Below are 15,690 nucleotides of genomic sequence, written 5' to 3' on the forward strand. Positions count from 1 at the left end.
CCGATCCACCGGTCACGGCCCCACACCGTGGTGGGCGGTCATCCCGCGGACCACTGCGGCTCTGGCCCTGTGAGCAGGCGCCTCGACCCCGCCTCTCACAGGGCCCAGAGCGCATCACCCGGTGACGCGGCAGCGCTGTGTCTGGTGGCGCTGCGCCATGCCCGCAACCCGAAAACCAGATCCCCGAAGGAGCGCCCTGTGGTCCGCCGCTACGAAGAGCCCATCGAGGTCCGCGAGGGCGCTCGCGAGGACCTGACCCCTGGTCTGGGAGAGGTGGCGGGGCGCGGTCCGAACGCCTTCGTCTGGCGTGGCCGGCTCTATGTCGTCCGGGCCGTGCTCGACCGCTGGCAGGAGCGGCGGCCGTGGTGGCGCGACGCCCGCGAGCGCGAGGGCAGCGACGTGCTCACCGATGCGCGGGAACGACAGGTCTGGCGGGTCGAGGCGAGCGCCGGCCGACTCGCCGGGATCGGGGTCTACGACCTGTGCGCCGACCCCGCCAGTCACGCAGGCAGCCAGTGGCGGCTGCTGAGGGTGGCGGACTGATGGGCGCCCGAAGTGCACACGGGACTGCCCAGGGGGCGGCCAGCGGAGCTGCTGCCACGCTCGACCTGCTGGACCGGGCACGGCACTCGCTGCTCGAGGCCTGCCAGAGCGAGGAGGTCGCCCGACGCTATGACCAGGCCCAGCTCGGTGCCCTGCGCGCGGCTGCCGCCGTGGTCGCCACCCGCATCACGTCCACCCACCAGTCCGCGGGCCAGTCCGGTCCTCGCAGCCTGTGGGAGCTGCTGCCCACGGTCGCGCCCGAGCTCTCCGAGTGGGCCGGGTTCTTCGACGTCGTGGGAGCTCGCCGCCACCACGACCACAGTGCGCGCGAGGCCGACGACCTGCTGCGCCAGTCCGAGCTCTTCCTCGACCTCGTCTGCCGGACCCTGGGTCTGCCAGTGCCCAGGTCGCCGTACGACCACCTGCTGGTGCCCACCGCAGTGACCAGCACTCCGGGGGCCGGCCCGTGAGCACCGAGTTCGCCCACCTGCACGTCGCGTCGGGGTTCTCGATGCGCTACGGCACCGCGACGCCCCAGGCGCTGGTCGAACGCGCTGCCCAGCACCGTCAGCCGATCCTCGCGCTCACCGACCGTGATGGTCTCTACGGTGCGGTCCGCTTCGTCCAGGCCGCCACCGCGGCCGGCATCGCACCCGTTCTGGGAGTCGACCTCGCGGTGGGCCCAGATGCGATGGGTTCAGATGCGGTCGGTCCGGGTCCGGTGGGTCTGGATGCGGTCGGTCCAGCGGTGAGGGGGCGGACCCCTGTCCGGGGTGGCGCCGAGCGCGATGCCCGCCATCCACGGGTCACCGTGCTCGCGCGGGGACGAGCGGCTGGGGTGCCCGCAGGGGTGGGGTGGGCGGCACTGTGCCGGCTAGTCACCCAGACCCACCTGCGCGGTGAGCGGGGAGTGCCCGTGAGCTCCGCCGCCGTGGTCGCAGCAGCGTGCGGCGGCGCAGGTGAAGGGGAGCCCAGTCCGCTCGTGGTGCTGCTCGGCCCCGACTCCGACGTGGGACGGGCGCTGCTGGCCAAGCGCACCGACCGGGCCCGTGAGCTGCTGGATTCCTGGCGGCGCCGACTGCCACCTGACGCCGTCGTCATCGAGGTGGTCTGCCACGGGGGACCCGAGGGCACCCCGGCATCGCGCAGTCATGCCCGACGGCTGCTGGGGCTCGCCGACGAGCAGGGCGTCACCGCGGTGCTCACCGCGGCGGTGCGCCACGTCGATCCCGGGGAGTCGGCCGTCGTCGACGTGCTCGACGCCGCGCGGCGGCTGGTCGCCCTCGACACCCGGCACCTCGACCGGGTCACCGACGCCGCCCACCTGGCCACGACCGACACGATGCACGCCATCGCCCGTGAGATCACCGGTGGCGACCTCGGCCGGGCTGACGACCTGGTCGGGCGGACCCTGGCTCTGGGGCTCGGCTGCGCCCAGAGCGCCCGCCATGACCTCGGCATCGGGTCGGTCCACCTGCCCGAACCCGACCGGGTGGGGGTCGATCCCGGCATGAGTGCCCAGGTGGTGCTCGAGCAACGGTGCCGCGCGGCGGTGGCCGGGCGCTACCCCGGGGCCGGCGAGCGCGACCTGATGGCGGTGGAGAGCCGGCTCACCGACGAGCTCAAGGTCATCGCGGAGCTGGGCTACCCGACCTACTTCCTCACCGTCGCCGAGGTCGTCGACCTGATCCACGACATGGGGGTCAGAGTCGCGGCTCGCGGCTCGGGAGCCGGGTCGCTGGTCAACTACCTGCTCGGGATCAGCGGGGTCGACCCGATCCGCTACGGCCTGCTGATGGAGCGGTTCTGCTCGCCGCTGCGGGCCGAGCTGCCCGACATCGACATCGACGTGGAGTCGGCCCGCCGCACCGAGGTCTACGAGCGGGTCCTCGACCGGTTCGGCGGTGAGCGGGTCACCTGCGTGTCGATGATGGACACCTACAAGGTGCGGCACGCCATCCGGGACGTCGGGGCGGCGCTCGGGCTGCCGCCGGTGGAGATCGACGAGATCGCCAAGGCGTTCCCGCACATCCGGGCCCGGGACGCCCGCAACGCCATCGCCGAGCTGCCCGAGCTGCGTTCGCGAGGCCTGGACAGTCCTCGGCTGCGAGCCCTGTTCGACCTCGTCGAGCGGCTCGACGGGTTGCCCCGCCACATCGCGCTGCACCCGTGCGGCGTGATCCTGTCCGACGGCAGCCTGCTCGACCGGACGCCGGTGGAGGCGAGCTGGCTGGGTTTCCCGATGAGCCAGTTCGACAAGGACGACGTCGAGACGCTCGGGCTGCTCAAGCTCGACGTCCTCGGCATCCGGATGCAGTCGGCGATGGCCCACGCCGTGCAGGAGGTCCAGCGGGTCGACGGAGTGCAGGTCGACCTCGACGACCAGGCCCAGGTGCCGCTCGACGACGAGGCGACATTTCGCCTGATCCGCACCAGCCACACCCTCGGCTGCTTCCAGATCGAGAGCCCCGGACAGCGTGAGCTGATCGGCAAGTTCGGTCCGGAGCGGTTCGAGGACCTTGTCATCGACATCTCGCTGTTCCGGCCAGGCCCGGTGAAGTCCGACATGATCACGCCGTTCCTCGAGGCCCGGCACGGCTGGAAGGAGGTCAGCTACCTGCACCCCACGCTCATCGAGGCACTGCAGGAGACCGAGGGAGTCGTCGTCTTCCACGAGCAGGTGCTGATGATCGTCGCCGAGACGACCGGGGTGTCGCTCGCCCAGGCCGACGAGGTGCGCCGTGCCCTCGGCACCCCCAAGGGACAGCTCGAGATCGAGGCCTGGTGGCGACCGGCCGCCTCGGCCCGCGGCTATGCCCCCGCCGATGTCGACCGGATCTGGGAGGTGCTCAAGGCGTTCGCGTCGTTCGGGTTCTGCAAGGCCCACGCCGCGGCCTTCGCCCTGCCGACCTATCACTCCGCGTGGCTCAAGACCCACCACGCCGCAGCGTTCCTCGCCGGCGTGCTCACCCACGACCCGGGCATGTATCCCAAGCGGCTGATCCTCGACGACGCCCGGAGCCTGGGCATCGCGGTGCTCGGCCTCGACGTCAACGTCTCGACCGGCAGCTACCGCATCGAACGCCTGGACTGCGACGACCCGTCCGGGTTCGTCCCGCCGCACCCCGACCTGCCCGATGCCAGCGACTACGGCATCCGGCTGTCGCTGGCCGACGTCCGCGGCATCAACGACGCAGAGGTGGCCCGCATCGTCGCCGGGCAGCCCTACGCCGGGCTGGCCGACTTCTGGCACCGCGCCCACGTCTCGCGTCCGATCGCCGAACGCCTCGTCCTCGCGGGGGGTTTCGACAGTCTCTACGGCATGCGGGTGGCCTCCGCGGGCATCGACGCCGGGGGACTGGGTCGTCGGGGCCGGACCACCCGTCGTGACCTGCTGCTGCACGTCGCCGAGCTCGACCGCTACGGCCGGGCACTGGACCGTTCGGCGCGTCGGGCGGCGCCACGCCGGGCCAGGGGGAGCCGTGCCCTGCCGGTGTCGGACCAGCACCTCGAGGGTGGGCAGGTGCGGGCCCGGGCGGCAGCGCAGTCGCAGGCAGCGCTGCCGGTACGCGCAGCCGACCAGCAGGCGACCCAGCTCGCGCTCGACCTCGGTGACCGACCCGAGCTCACCAGTGGCACCGGCCTGCCCGAGCTGAGCGGTCCCGAACGCGTCCGCGCCGAGCTCGACATCCTCGGCCTCGACGCGAGTGCCCACGTGGTCGACTTCTACGCTCCGATGCTCGATGCGCTCGGAGTCACCCGCAGTCGCGACCTGTTGCGGGCGCGCAGCCGGTCCACCGTGTGGGCGTGCGGGGTCAAGGTCGCCACCCAGACGCCGCCGATCCGGTCAGGGCGACGGGTCGTCTTCCTCACCCTCGACGACTCCACCGGACCGATCGACGCGACCTTCTTCGAGGATGTCCAAGGTCCTTATGCCGCCACGGTCTTCCACTCGTGGATGCTGCTCGTCCGTGGTGTGGTGCGTCGCACCGGTCCGCGGGGCATCTCGCTGCGGGCGACGGGTGCGTGGGAGCTCACCCCGTTGTGGGACGCGTGGCGAGGTGGTGGCCTCGAGGCGGTGTATGCCGCGATGGATGCCAGCGAGCGCGCCGCCACCGAGCAGGCTGAGGCGTTGGAGGCTGCCCACCAGCAGCAGGTGGGCGCAGGACGGCGAGTCCTGGTGCATGCCTCGGGCTTCCGGCAGTCGCCCTATGCCGACACCCGGCCGCCGGGCGAGGACGTGCGGGGGTCCCACCGCCTCGGTCAAGGGGCGGCGGTGCCCGACGCGGGAGGGGCGGATCAGTTCACGCCGCCGCGCAAGCTCTGGCACTCGAGCCCTGGCAGCTCCGGTCACTGACCACAGTGGTGGGGGGGGGGGGGGAAGAGCAGTGGCGGACCCGACGCGGTGGCGTCGAGACAGCCCTGCGGACCTCGGCGGTGTGGGCCTCGGTGCGCACCCTCATCGAGCGCCAGCAGGCCGAGCTGGGTCGCCCCCTGCGGGTCCTGGACCTCGGGGGCGGCACCGGCGGCCTCGCGGTGCCACTGGCCGAGCTCGGCCACGACGTCACCGTCGTCGACCCGAGTCCGGACGCCCTCGCCTCCCTGTCGAGGCGCAGCGCCGAGCGTGGCGTCGCCGACCGGGTGACCGCACTGCAGGGGGACGCCGACTCCCTGGCCGACTTCGTGGGCGACCAACCGGTCGACCTGGTCTGCTGCCACGGCACCCTCGAGGTCGTCGACGACCCCCAGGCCACCCTCGCGGCGCTGGCCGCAGTGCTGGCTCCCGGTGGTTACCTCAGCCTGGTGGCCGCGGGGCGGCTCGCCGTCGTCCTGGCCCGGGCGCTGGCCGGGCAGTTCGCCCAGGCCCACACCGCCCTGACCTCCGCAGACGGCCGTTGGGGCGGCGCCGATCCGCTGCCGCGCCGGTTCGACGCCGCCGCGCTGCAGGCCCTGGTCGAGCAGACCGGGCTCGTCGTCGAGGACGTCCACGGCGTGCGGTTGTTCAGCGACCTCGTGCCGTCGGCGCTGATCGACTCCGAGGCCGACCGCATGGCCCTGCTCGAGCTCGAACAGGTGGCCAGCCGCCACCCCGACTTCGGGTTCCTCGGACAGTTGGGCGCGGCCGTGCACGTCCTCGCCCGACGCTGAGGGCGAACCGGGGCCACCGATGAGCCGGCGCCAGTACGCGCTCCCGCAGCGCGGGGGGGAGCACCCACCCGATGACACGGGGTGCACCGTCCTGCACGTCGACATGGACGCGTTCTACGCCTCCGCGTCGCTGCTGAGCCGCCCCGAGCTCGTGGGCACTCCCGTCATCATCGGCGGCGGGGGCAACCGCGGCGTCGTCCTCTCGGCGACCTACGAAGCCCGCAAGTTCGGTGTGGCCTCGGCGATGCCGATGTCCCGCGCGCGACGGTTGTGTCCCACGGCGACCGTCGTCGCCCCCGACCACCGCCTCTACAGCCAGATCTCGGCCGCGGTCATGGCGACCTTCGAGACGATCACCCCGGTGGTCGAGCCGCTCTCGCTCGACGAGGCCTTCCTCGACGTGTCCGGCTCACTGCGCCGGCTGGGCAACCCCGCGAGGATCGGCCAGCTCATCCGCGACACCATCCACGACGAACAGGGGATCACCTGCTCGGTTGGAGTCGCCCCCACGAAGTTCGTCGCAAAGCTCGCCTCAGGACTGGCCAAGCCGGACGGCATGGTCGTCGTGCCGCGCGACGAGGTGGTCACCTTCGTCCAGCAGCTCCCGGTCGGGGCGCTCTGGGGAGTGGGGGACAGGACCGAGGAGACGCTGCTGCGCCTCGGCCTGCACACGGTCGCCGACATCGCCCACACCCCCGTCGACACGCTGCGACGGGCCCTGGGAGAGAGTGCCGGGCCGCACCTGCACGACCTGTCCTGGGGGCGCGACTCGCGCCAGGTCGAAACCCAGCGTCGCGAGCGCAGCATCGGCTCGGACGAGACGTTCGAGTTCGACGTCGACGACCCGGCATACATCCACCGTCAGCTGCTCAAGCTGAGCGACCGCACCGCGGCACGCGTTCGTTCGGCCGGGGTGCTCGGGCGCACGGTCTCGATCAAGGTGCGGTTCTCCGACTTCACGACCATCACCCGCAGCAAGACGCTGCGCGACCCCACCGACGTGAGCCGGGAGATCTTCGACACCGCCAAGGGCCTTTACGACGCCCTCGGGCTCCAGCGCGCCCGGATCCGGCTGGTCGGGGTGCGGATGGAGGGCTTGGTCGAGAGTGTCGGGGCTCCCATCCAGGGCACCCTGGACGAGCCCGACCACGGCTGGCGCGACGCCGACCGCGCCGTCGACCGGGCCAGCGCGCGGTTCGGTGCCGGAAGCGTCCGACCGGCCAGCCTGATCCCCGACGGGGATCGCGACAAGCCGCGCGACAGGCCGTGACCAGCATCGAGGTCAGCCCACACCGGGCTCGGAGAACGGGTAGTGCAACCACGCCGGGGGACATATCCTGAAGACGTCAGCGGACGGCCACTGACCGGCAACGATGCTCCCGGCGGGCAACGATTCTGTGGCCTGATGCGTTTAGTGGGTGCACGCCGAACGTCCAGGAGGTCACCGTGCCGCTCTCCGAGCACGAACAGCAGCTGCTTGAGCAGATGGAGCAGGCGCTGTATGCCGAGGACCCCAAGTTCGCCTCGCAGATGCAGGGCGCTGGGGCGCGAGCGTCGGCGCGTCGTCGGATGGCCGTTGGTGTGGTGGGTGTCGTCGCAGGGCTGGCCCTCGTGCTGGTCGGGGTGAACACCACCATGTGGATCGGCGCGATCGGATTCGCCCTGATGGTCGGGGCAGTCGCCTTCGCCGTCACACCGCCGCGGCGCAAGGCCGCCCTGGGCACCGTCCAGCCCGATGGCAGCGTGCGCCGCGCCACCCCCACCAAGTCGAAGGCACCGAGGTCCGGCGGCTCGTTCATGCACCGCATCGAGGAACGCTGGGACCGTCGCCGCGACGACGGTTACTGACCCACAACCACTGACCCCCCCAACCACTGACCCCCACGACCACTGAGACCAGACGGGCACTGAGACCAGACGGCTACGGGGACCAGACGGCTACTGGGCCAGGACGGCGCTCAGACCCTGCTGAAGAGCACCCCGACAACCCAGGTCGTGGCGATGGCGAGCGCAGCGAGCAGCTCGATCCCCATCGACAGGAACACCGCCTTCAGCGCGGACCTCGTCGAGGCCCAGGCGGCGGTCCTGTCCTGCGAGTGTCCGAGCTCCACGAGGTAGATCCCGAGCACGAACCCGATGGGCGCACCGACCACGGGGATGACGAAGAAACCGACGGCGGCCAGTAGCACCGCGATGACCAGGGTGGACCGGCGGACGCCGGCTTCGCGCAGCCGCCGCCCGGGCACGGCATACTGCAGCGCCACTCCCGCGAGGTAGAGCAGGGCACAGACCGCGAACACCGACCAGCCGAGCGTGCTCTGGGCGTCCAGGGCCCACACGAACACCGCGGCCAGGCACAGCAGCAGCCCGGGGATGACGGGAATGACGATCCCCACCATCCCGATCAGGATCAGGACGGCGGGGACCCAGAGGGTGGCCTCCACGGTGGGAGGTCCGGTGTGGCTTCCCTACCGCTCCTCGAGGGGAGCGACGGGAGGGGTCTCGTGGAGCCGCTCGGTCTCGTCCTGGATGTCGGCGTGCTCGCGCAGCTTGGGCAGGTGCTCGCGTCCGTGGTGAGCGCAGAACAGCAGCTCGCCACCAGCGTGAAGGCGAGCGCGCACGTAGGCCTGGGCGCCGCAGCGGTCGCAGCGGTCGGCCGCGTTCAATGAGGGTGCCAGTGCAGTGGTCACGTCAGCCTTCCTTTCGTTGCGCCCGGAGGCGCGTTGTCTCCTAGAGACGTCCTACCCCGGACTTTGGTTGCTCCACCGTGGGGATTACTTCCCTGGGTGGCCCATCCGGTGCCGTGGTCAACAGTCAAGCACGCCTGGTTCTTCCCTGCGGGTATTGGGTCTCCATGTGTGTCATCTCATGTCGCAATGGGTGATTCGTAGGTCGGGCGTCCGGTGGATGGGAATTGGGGCTTCGCAGGGCATCGAGGGCGGTATGCCGCGTGCCTGCGCTGGGGGCGTGGGTCACCGAGATACCGTGGGGCCCACCTCCGTGAGCACGGGGGGCCATGACCCACCACAGGAGCACCAGACCGTTGGCCACCGCCACCACTGCCAAGAAGGCTGCGACCACCAAGTCGACGTCGGACTACAGCGCGCACCACCTTCAGGTCCTCGAAGGCCTGGAAGCGGTCCGCAAGCGTCCTGGCATGTACATCGGCTCGACTGACGGCCGCGGACTCATGCACTGCCTCTGGGAGATCATCGACAACGCGGTGGACGAGGCGCTGGCGGGTGTCTGTGACCGGATCGAGGTGATCCTCTACCGCGATGGCTCGGTGGAGGTGCGCGACAACGGCCGCGGCATCCCCGTCGACATCGAGCCGCGGACCGGCCTCACCGGTGTCGAGGTGGTCTTCACGAAGCTGCACGCAGGCGGCAAGTTCGGCGGTGGCTCCTACACCGCCTCCGGTGGCCTGCACGGCGTCGGCGCGTCGGTGGTCAACGCGGTCTCTGCGCGGCTCGACGTCGAGGTCGACCGCGGCGGCAACACCTACGCCATGAGCTTCCGGCGGGGTGAGCCCGGCTACTTCCCGGACGTCGCGACCGACGACAAGGCGCCCGACCACGAGTTCACCCCCTACGAGCGGACCAGCGAGCTGGCGGTCGTCGGCAGGACCAAGCGTGGGGTGACCGGCAGCCGGATCCGTTACTGGGCAGACGAGCAGATCTTCCTCAAGGACGCCGAGTTCGACTACGACGGGCTGATCGCGCGAGCGCGCCAGACGTCCTTCCTCATCCCCGGGCTGACGCTGGTCATCCGGGACGAGCGTCGACGCCCCGGGACAGCCGGGGAGTCGGCGACCCACGTCGAGACGCTCGTGCACGACGGCGGCATCTCCGAGTTCGTGGAGTTCCTGGCTCCGGACGCGGCGGTCACCGACGTGTGGCGGCTCCAGGGCAGCGGCACGTTCACCGAGACGGTGCCGGTCCTCGACTCCAAGGGCCACATGTCGCCCACGGAGGTCGAGCGTGAGTGCGGGGTGGACATCGCGGTGCGCTGGGGCACCGGCTACGACGCCAAGGTCAGCTCCTTCGTCAACATCATCTCCACACCCAAGGGCGGCACCCACCTGGCCGGCTTCGAGCAGTCCCTGCTCAAGGTCTTCCGCAAGCAGCTCGAGGTCAACAGTCGCCGGCTCAAGGTCGGCAGCGACAAGCCGGAGAAGGACGACGTGCTGGCCGGCCTGACGGCGGTCGTGACGGTGCGTCTGGCCGAGCCGCAGTTCGAGGGCCAGACCAAGGAGGTGCTCGGCACCAACGCGGTGCGCGCCATCGTTGCCAAGGTCGTCGAGCAGGAGCTCACCGCCCGGATCACCTCGACCAAGCGGGGTGAGAAGGCCCAGGCGGCGCTGCTGCTCGAGAAGGTCGTCTCGGAGATGAAGTCGCGGATCAGTGCGCGGCTGCACAAGGAGACCCAACGTCGCAAGAACGCCCTGGAGACCAGCAGCCTGCCCGCCAAGCTCGCCGACTGTCGCTCGACCGACGTCGAGAGGTCCGAGCTGTTCATCGTCGAGGGCGACAGCGCCCTGGGCACCGCCAAGCTGGCCCGCTCGAGTGACTACCAGGCGCTGCTGCCGATCCGCGGCAAGATCCTCAACGTCCAGAAGGCCTCGGTCTCGGACATGCTCAAGAACGCCGAGTGCGCCGCCATCATCCAGGTGATCGGTGCGGGTTCTGGCCGCTCGTTCGACCTCGACGTGGCCCGCTACGGCAAGGTCATCATCATGACCGACGCCGACGTCGACGGCGCCCACATCCGCACCCTCCTGCTCACCCTGTTCTTCCGCTACATGCGTCCCCTCGTGGAGGCGGGGAGGGTGTATGCCGCCGTACCCCCGTTGCACCGCATCGAGGTGGTCAACATGGGGTCCAAGAAGAACGAGCTGATCTACACCTACTCCGAGAAGGAGATGCGCACGACGGTGGCGTCCCTGGGCAAGCGGGGCAAGAACATCAAGCAGCCCCTGCAGCGTTACAAGGGACTCGGCGAGATGGATGCCGACCAGCTGGCCGAGACCACGATGGACCCGCGGCACCGCACCCTGCGCAAGGTGACCCTGCGTGACGCCGAGGCGGCCGAGCGGGTCTTCGAGCTGCTCATGGGCAACGACGTGGCGCCCCGCAAGGACTTCATCGTCGACTCTGCCGCGGGGCTGGACCGGGAGCGGATCGACGCCTGAGCCCGGCGGTCGACGCCACGCGAGTCGCCGAGTCGAGGTCAGGCCACTGCCGCAGTCAGCCGGGCTGGGGGAGCGCAGCGGACTTGCGTGACTGCCGGTGTGAAGGGTGGCGTGACGGCTGGTGTGACGGTGCCGCGGTCGAGCCACGGACGACGAGCTCGACCTCGAGCACGTCGTCGATGATCGTGTCGGCTGCCCGCCCGTGCAGCGCGTCGAGCATGAGGCGTCCCGCTCGCCGCCCCTGGGACTCGACGTCCTGGCGCACGGTGGTGAGGTCGAAGATCTCGGCGTGGATGTGGTCGTCGATGCCGATGACGGACACGTCACCCGGCACGTCCAGACCGTGGCGTCGGGCTGCGCTCAGGACCCCGAAAGCCATCTCGTCGGACGCGGCGATCACGCAGGTCGGCACGTGCGGGAGTGAGAACAGCTGGTCGGCGTGCGCCGCGGCCCCCGCGGCGGTCCAGTCGCATTCCAAAGTCCACTCCGGCGGACACACGAGGCCGTGGTCGGACATCACCTTGGCGAAGGCTTCTCGCCGGTCGAAGGGCGTCTGCAGATGGGTGATCGAGGAGGGGACGGTGCCCGCATAGCCGATCTCGCGGTGTCCGAGCTCGATCGCGTAGCGCGTCGCGAGGGCCATCGCGGCACGGTCGTCTATCCGCACCGAAGGCCATCCGGGCTGCTGGTTGCCCACCGTCACCACCGGCATGCCCAGGCGGTCCAGCAGGGACCGTTCAGACGGCATGGGCGGGACGTTGAGGATGATGGCGCCGTCGGCGCGTTTCCAGAGCATGTTCTGGGTGATGGGCAGCCGCGTGTCGAAGGTGTGCCCCTCGAGGTCGCAGAGCAGGACGTGGAAGCCCTCCTCACGCAGCGCCTTCTCGATGCCGCTGACCACGGTCGCGAAGAACCACCGGTTGAAATAGGGGGTGATGACGCCGACTCCGCGCGTCCGGCCGGAGACCAGGCTGGTCGCGGCGGGCGACGCGACGTAGTGGAGCTCGGTCGCCGCCGCCAGCACCCGGTCTCGGGTGCGGGGGCTCACCCTGTCGACGCCGCGGAGGGCGCGGGACACAGTGGCCACCGACACGCCCGCCGCCTTGGCCACGTCGCCGATGGTGGTCATCTCGCACCTCCAGTCGAGGTCTAGACGCCGGTGTTGCGCCTCAGCCGCCAGACGAACCAGAGAGCCGCCAGGAGGACCGCGAGGAGCGCGGCGGATGCTGCCGCCGGCTCCCCGCGCACCTCGAGCAGGACAGTCTGGATCACAGCCATGAACGCGAAGAACCCGAGGATTCCGAGGAGCATGTCCAGCCGTTGGGCTCTCGCCCGCGCGCCGCCGGTGCCGCTCCCGGGGTTGAAGATTCCCATGGGTGGTGAGGGGTCGGCCTCGTGCCTAGCCCTTCACACCTCCCGCCGTCAGGCCGGACACGATGGCCCGCTGGAAGATCAGGACCATGATGATGAGCGGGACGGTGACGATGGTTCCCGCCGCCATGACCGCCGTGTAGGGCTCCTGGTGTGGTTGTGCACCAGTGAAGTTCGCGATGGCAACCGTGACGGTCTGGGTCGACTTGGTCGAGAACTGGGCTGCCAGCAGGAACTCGTTCCAGCTGGAGATGAAGGCCAGGATCGCCGTGGTGAACAGGCCCGGCGCCGCGAGGGGAAGCATGATCTTGCGGAAGGCCTGGCCGGGCGTGCAGCCGTCGATGCGGGCGGATTCCTCGAGCTCCCAAGGCATCTCGGCCAGGAATGCCGTCAACGTGTAGATGGTGAGCGGCAAGGCGAACGAGATGTTGGGGATGATCAGCGCCTGGTAGTTGGCACCGGTCAGCCAGCCGAAGTTGGAGAACATCTGGAACAACGGCGACACCAGCGCCACGCCGGGGAACATCGACGCTCCGAGGATCACCCCGAGCACCGCGTACTTGAACGGGAAGTCGAGCCGGGCGAGTGCGTACGACGCGAACACCCCGACGAGCAGCGCCACTGCCGTCGTCAGGACCCCGATGATGACTGAGTGCACGAGCGCGGCGCCGAAGTGGTTGCCACGGTCCGTGGAGAACGCGGTCGCGAAGTTGTCCAGCGTCACGTGGGTCGGCCACGGCGTGGTGTCGAAGGTGTAGCCGACATCGCGGAACGCGGTGACGACCATCCAGTAGAAGGGGGCGAGGCCCCAGACGACGAGGGCGGCAAGACCGATGTACATCCGGATCTTGGCGGCGCGATCGCTCTTGAAGTGGATCTCCTGCGCCTCGGTACGTCCCGAGGTGGGGGGCGCGGCGGTCGTGGTGGTCATCTCAGGCTCCCGGGGTTGGTGCGTTGGCGGCGACCGGGTTGCCGACCGCGGCAGCCGGTTCCTTCTTCTTCTTTGGTGGCCGTTGCACGACGTCTGCGCCACCGAACTTGATGAAGAGGAAGGCGGTGAACGCGATGAGCAGGAAGACGATGGTCGAGAGGGCCGAGGCGCTGTGGAAGCCACCACGGATCTGTTTGATGACCAGCATCGACAGAGAGGTCGTGCCACCGCCGCCGTTGGTCAGGATCGCGGGCAGGTCGTAGATGCGCAGCACGTCAAGGGTGCGGAACAGGACGGCCACCATGAGCGGCACCTTGACCAGCGGCAGCGTGATCCGCGTGAACGTCTGCCACTTGGTGGCGCCGTCGATCTGGGCGGCCTCGTAGACGTCGCCGGGGACCAGCTGCAGGCCCGCGAGGATGAGCAGCGCCATGAAGGGCGTCGTCTTCCAGACATCGGCGATGACGATCGCGAACTTGGCGGCCCAGGGGTCGCTGACCCACAGCTGGGGCGCGATCCCTACCGTCTTGATCAACCTGTTGGCGATGCCGTCGTAGGCGAAGATGAAGAGCCACAGCTTGGCGGTGACTGCGGTCGGGATGGCCCACGGGACGAGGATGGCGGCGCGGACCAGACCGCGGCCCTTGAAGTCGCGGTTCATGATCATGGCGAACCACATGCCGAGGAGGATCTCGATGACGACACTGACGACGGTGAAGAACAGCGTCACCCACAGCGCGTCGTAGAACTGGGCGCCGAGGGTGCCGGGCGGGCAGTCGACCTCGCCACATTTCTGGAGCAGCCAGTGCGTGTAGTTGGACAGGCCCGCGCTGCCGCCCTCGACGAACAGTCCGGTGGCGGGGTCAAGCCCGGCGTCCTTCTGGAAGGACAGCTGGATGGCCTTCAACAGTGGGTAGATGATGATGACGGCCAGGAAGACCATGGTGGGGGCAACAAGCATCAGCCCCAAGCGTCCCTGTCCTGCGTTCAGCCCCTTCGACTTCTTCGGCTTCGTGCCGGTCGATCGGGGTGCTGTTGATGTGGCTGCGCTCATGCCTGCTCCTAGCCCGGGAGGTGCGTCTCAGGTGGGTCGAGATGGTTGGTCGAGTCGAGCGTCGACCAGGGGATGCGATAGGCAGGGGTCCTGCAGGTGTGGGGGTGACCCGTGGGGGTCACCCCCACACCTTGGGATGTTGCGTCAGACCGGTCAGCCGCCGGCTGCAGCCATGGCGGCCTGCATGTCCTTCACCGCGGCTTCAGGAGTCTTCTGGCCCTGGATGGCCGCAAAGAAGTTGTCCTGGATGGCCTGGGTGACCTGCGGGTAGAACGGCGTCACCGGACGGGACACCGCGTTGGAGATGGACTCCTTCAGCACCGGCAGGTACGGGTACTTCTTGACCAGTGCCTCGTCGGTGTAGATCGACTCGATGACCGGAGCCAGCGAACCCTTCTCCATGTTGGTCTTCTGCTCCTCAGGGCTGGTGAGGAACTTCAGGAAGTCCAGGGCCGTGGCCTTGTTCTTCGAGTAGGCGCTGATGGCAGCCATGTGGCCACCCAGCGTCGAGGTGCCGGGGCCGGTGACTCCCGGGAGGGGTGCGACCGCGAACTTTCCCTTGACCTTGGACGAGGCGTCCGTGCTGGCCAGGTTGTAGACGTAGGGCCAGTTGCGCAGGAACAGCAGCTTGCCGTCCTGGAACGCTGCTCGGCTCTGCTCCTCCTGGTAGGTGATCGCCTGCTTGGGGATGTCGCCGCTCTTGTAGTGGTCGGCGAGCTCCTTCAGACCCTTGGCCGCCTCGGGGGAGTCGACGGTCGGCTTGCCCGCGTCGTCGACGACCTTGGCGCCGTAGGCGTTCATCCACTCGGTGGCGTTACAGGTGCCACCCTCGTACTTGGCGAACTGGCCGGCGAAGCAGTCCATGCCGTTCTGCTTGGCGATGGAGCACATGCCCCACATCTCGTCGATGGTCTTCGGCGGGGTCTTCACCAGGTCGGACCGGTAGTACAGCATCGCGCCGTCCGAGGACGTCGGAGCGGCGAACAGCGTCTTGTTGTAGGTCGCCGCCTTGATGGTGGGCTCGAGGAAGCCGGTGGTCGGCAGGGCCAACGAGTCCTTGAGCGGGGTCAGCCAGCCCTTGGCCGCGAACTCGGCCGTCCAGACGACGTCGACGGAGACGACGTCGTAGCTGGGGTCCTTGGCCTGGAAGTGCTGGACCAGGTCGTCGTGCTGCTGGTCGGCCTGGTCGGACTGCTCTTTGACCGTGACCTTCTCGGTGGGGTGCTTGGCATTCCAGCGCTCCGCCTGAGGGGCGACCAGGTTGCTGTTGTCCTTGCCCTGGACATAGGTGATCGGGCCTCGCGTGGCAGCGCCGGCCGAGGAACCACCCGTGGTGCCGCCGCCGTCATCGCCGCCGCAGGCCGAGGCGACGAGCGCCACGGCTACAGCTCCGGTCATCACCGTGAGGGTGCGCCGCTTGAGCATTCGAAGGGCCATACGCCCGCCTCCCAT

At 69.6% G+C, this 15,690-nt stretch carries 14 protein-coding genes; 7 read left to right on the top strand and 7 right to left on the bottom strand.

All coding sequences use genetic code 11. The annotated features are described in order from the left end of the window. The first annotated feature begins 198 nt into the window (after positions 1–198). From AC1DWR_RS03300 to AC1DWR_RS03325, 6 genes are all read left to right on the top strand, one after another. Positions 199–543: a DUF6504 family protein gene (locus AC1DWR_RS03300; RefSeq protein WP_477613181.1), complete on the top strand. Its 345-nt coding sequence runs from the start codon at positions 199–201 to the stop codon at positions 541–543. Continuing rightward, positions 543–1,013: an SAV_6107 family HEPN domain-containing protein gene (locus tag AC1DWR_RS03305; RefSeq protein WP_477613180.1), complete on the top strand. Its 471-nt coding sequence runs from the start codon at positions 543–545 to the stop codon at positions 1,011–1,013. The genes AC1DWR_RS03300 and AC1DWR_RS03305 overlap by 1 nt, the downstream gene beginning before the upstream one ends. Further along, positions 1,010–4,900: a DNA polymerase III subunit alpha gene (locus AC1DWR_RS03310; protein ID WP_477623647.1), complete on the top strand. Its 3,891-nt coding sequence runs from the start codon at positions 1,010–1,012 to the stop codon at positions 4,898–4,900. The genes AC1DWR_RS03305 and AC1DWR_RS03310 overlap by 4 nt, the downstream gene beginning before the upstream one ends. 5 nt (positions 4,901–4,905) lie before the next feature. Continuing rightward, positions 4,906–5,691 carry a methyltransferase domain-containing protein gene (locus AC1DWR_RS03315; protein ID WP_477623648.1) on the top strand — a complete coding sequence of 262 codons (786 nt, stop codon included), beginning with the start codon at positions 4,906–4,908 and terminating at the stop codon, positions 5,689–5,691. A 19-nt stretch (positions 5,692–5,710) separates the two neighbouring features. Then, on the top strand, positions 5,711–6,961 hold the full coding sequence (gene dinB, locus AC1DWR_RS03320) for a DNA polymerase IV (RefSeq protein WP_477613178.1): 1,251 nt from the start codon (positions 5,711–5,713) through the stop codon (positions 6,959–6,961). A 176-nt stretch (positions 6,962–7,137) separates the two neighbouring features. Then, a complete protein-coding gene (locus tag AC1DWR_RS03325; protein ID WP_477613177.1) occupies positions 7,138–7,539 on the top strand; it encodes a DUF3040 domain-containing protein in 402 nt (133 codons plus the stop codon). Between the two features lie 110 nt (positions 7,540–7,649). Here AC1DWR_RS03325 and AC1DWR_RS03330 read toward each other — a convergent pair whose 3' ends face one another. Then, complete coding sequence (locus AC1DWR_RS03330) at positions 7,650–8,135, bottom strand: DUF456 domain-containing protein (protein ID WP_477613176.1); 486 nt, start codon at positions 8,133–8,135, stop codon at positions 7,650–7,652. A 24-nt stretch (positions 8,136–8,159) separates the two neighbouring features. Further along, positions 8,160–8,381 (bottom strand): DUF7455 domain-containing protein, encoded by a 222-nt coding sequence (locus AC1DWR_RS03335; RefSeq protein ID WP_477613175.1) that lies wholly within the window; start codon positions 8,379–8,381, stop codon positions 8,160–8,162. A 326-nt stretch (positions 8,382–8,707) separates the two neighbouring features. Between AC1DWR_RS03335 and AC1DWR_RS03340 the strand changes: the two genes are divergently transcribed. Further along, positions 8,708–10,882: a DNA gyrase/topoisomerase IV subunit B gene (locus AC1DWR_RS03340; RefSeq protein WP_477613174.1), complete on the top strand. Its 2,175-nt coding sequence runs from the start codon at positions 8,708–8,710 to the stop codon at positions 10,880–10,882. A 55-nt stretch (positions 10,883–10,937) separates the two neighbouring features. On the opposite strand, the gene AC1DWR_RS03345 is transcribed toward AC1DWR_RS03340, so the two are convergent. The 5 genes from AC1DWR_RS03345 to AC1DWR_RS03365 all read right to left on the bottom strand — a co-directional run bounded on the left by AC1DWR_RS03345 (position 10,938) and on the right by AC1DWR_RS03365 (position 15,675). Further along, positions 10,938–12,011 (bottom strand): LacI family DNA-binding transcriptional regulator, encoded by a 1,074-nt coding sequence (locus AC1DWR_RS03345; RefSeq protein ID WP_477613173.1) that lies wholly within the window; start codon positions 12,009–12,011, stop codon positions 10,938–10,940. A gap of 20 nt (positions 12,012–12,031) precedes the next feature. Then, positions 12,032–12,256 carry a hypothetical protein gene (locus AC1DWR_RS03350; protein ID WP_477613172.1) on the bottom strand — a complete coding sequence of 75 codons (225 nt, stop codon included), beginning with the start codon at positions 12,254–12,256 and terminating at the stop codon, positions 12,032–12,034. Between the two features lie 25 nt (positions 12,257–12,281). Next, entirely contained in the window at positions 12,282–13,184 is a 903-nt protein-coding gene (locus tag AC1DWR_RS03355; protein ID WP_477613171.1) for a carbohydrate ABC transporter permease, read from the bottom strand. Position 13,185: 1 nt separating this feature from the next. After that, on the bottom strand, positions 13,186–14,238 hold the full coding sequence (locus tag AC1DWR_RS03360; RefSeq protein ID WP_477613170.1) for a carbohydrate ABC transporter permease: 1,053 nt from the start codon (positions 14,236–14,238) through the stop codon (positions 13,186–13,188). Positions 14,239–14,391: 153 nt separating this feature from the next. Continuing rightward, positions 14,392–15,675, bottom strand: coding sequence for an ABC transporter substrate-binding protein (locus AC1DWR_RS03365; RefSeq protein WP_477613169.1), 1,284 nt, complete (start codon positions 15,673–15,675; stop codon positions 14,392–14,394). Positions 15,676–15,690 lie beyond the last annotated feature (15 nt).

The organism is Pedococcus sp. P2_E2, assembly GCF_056403955.1.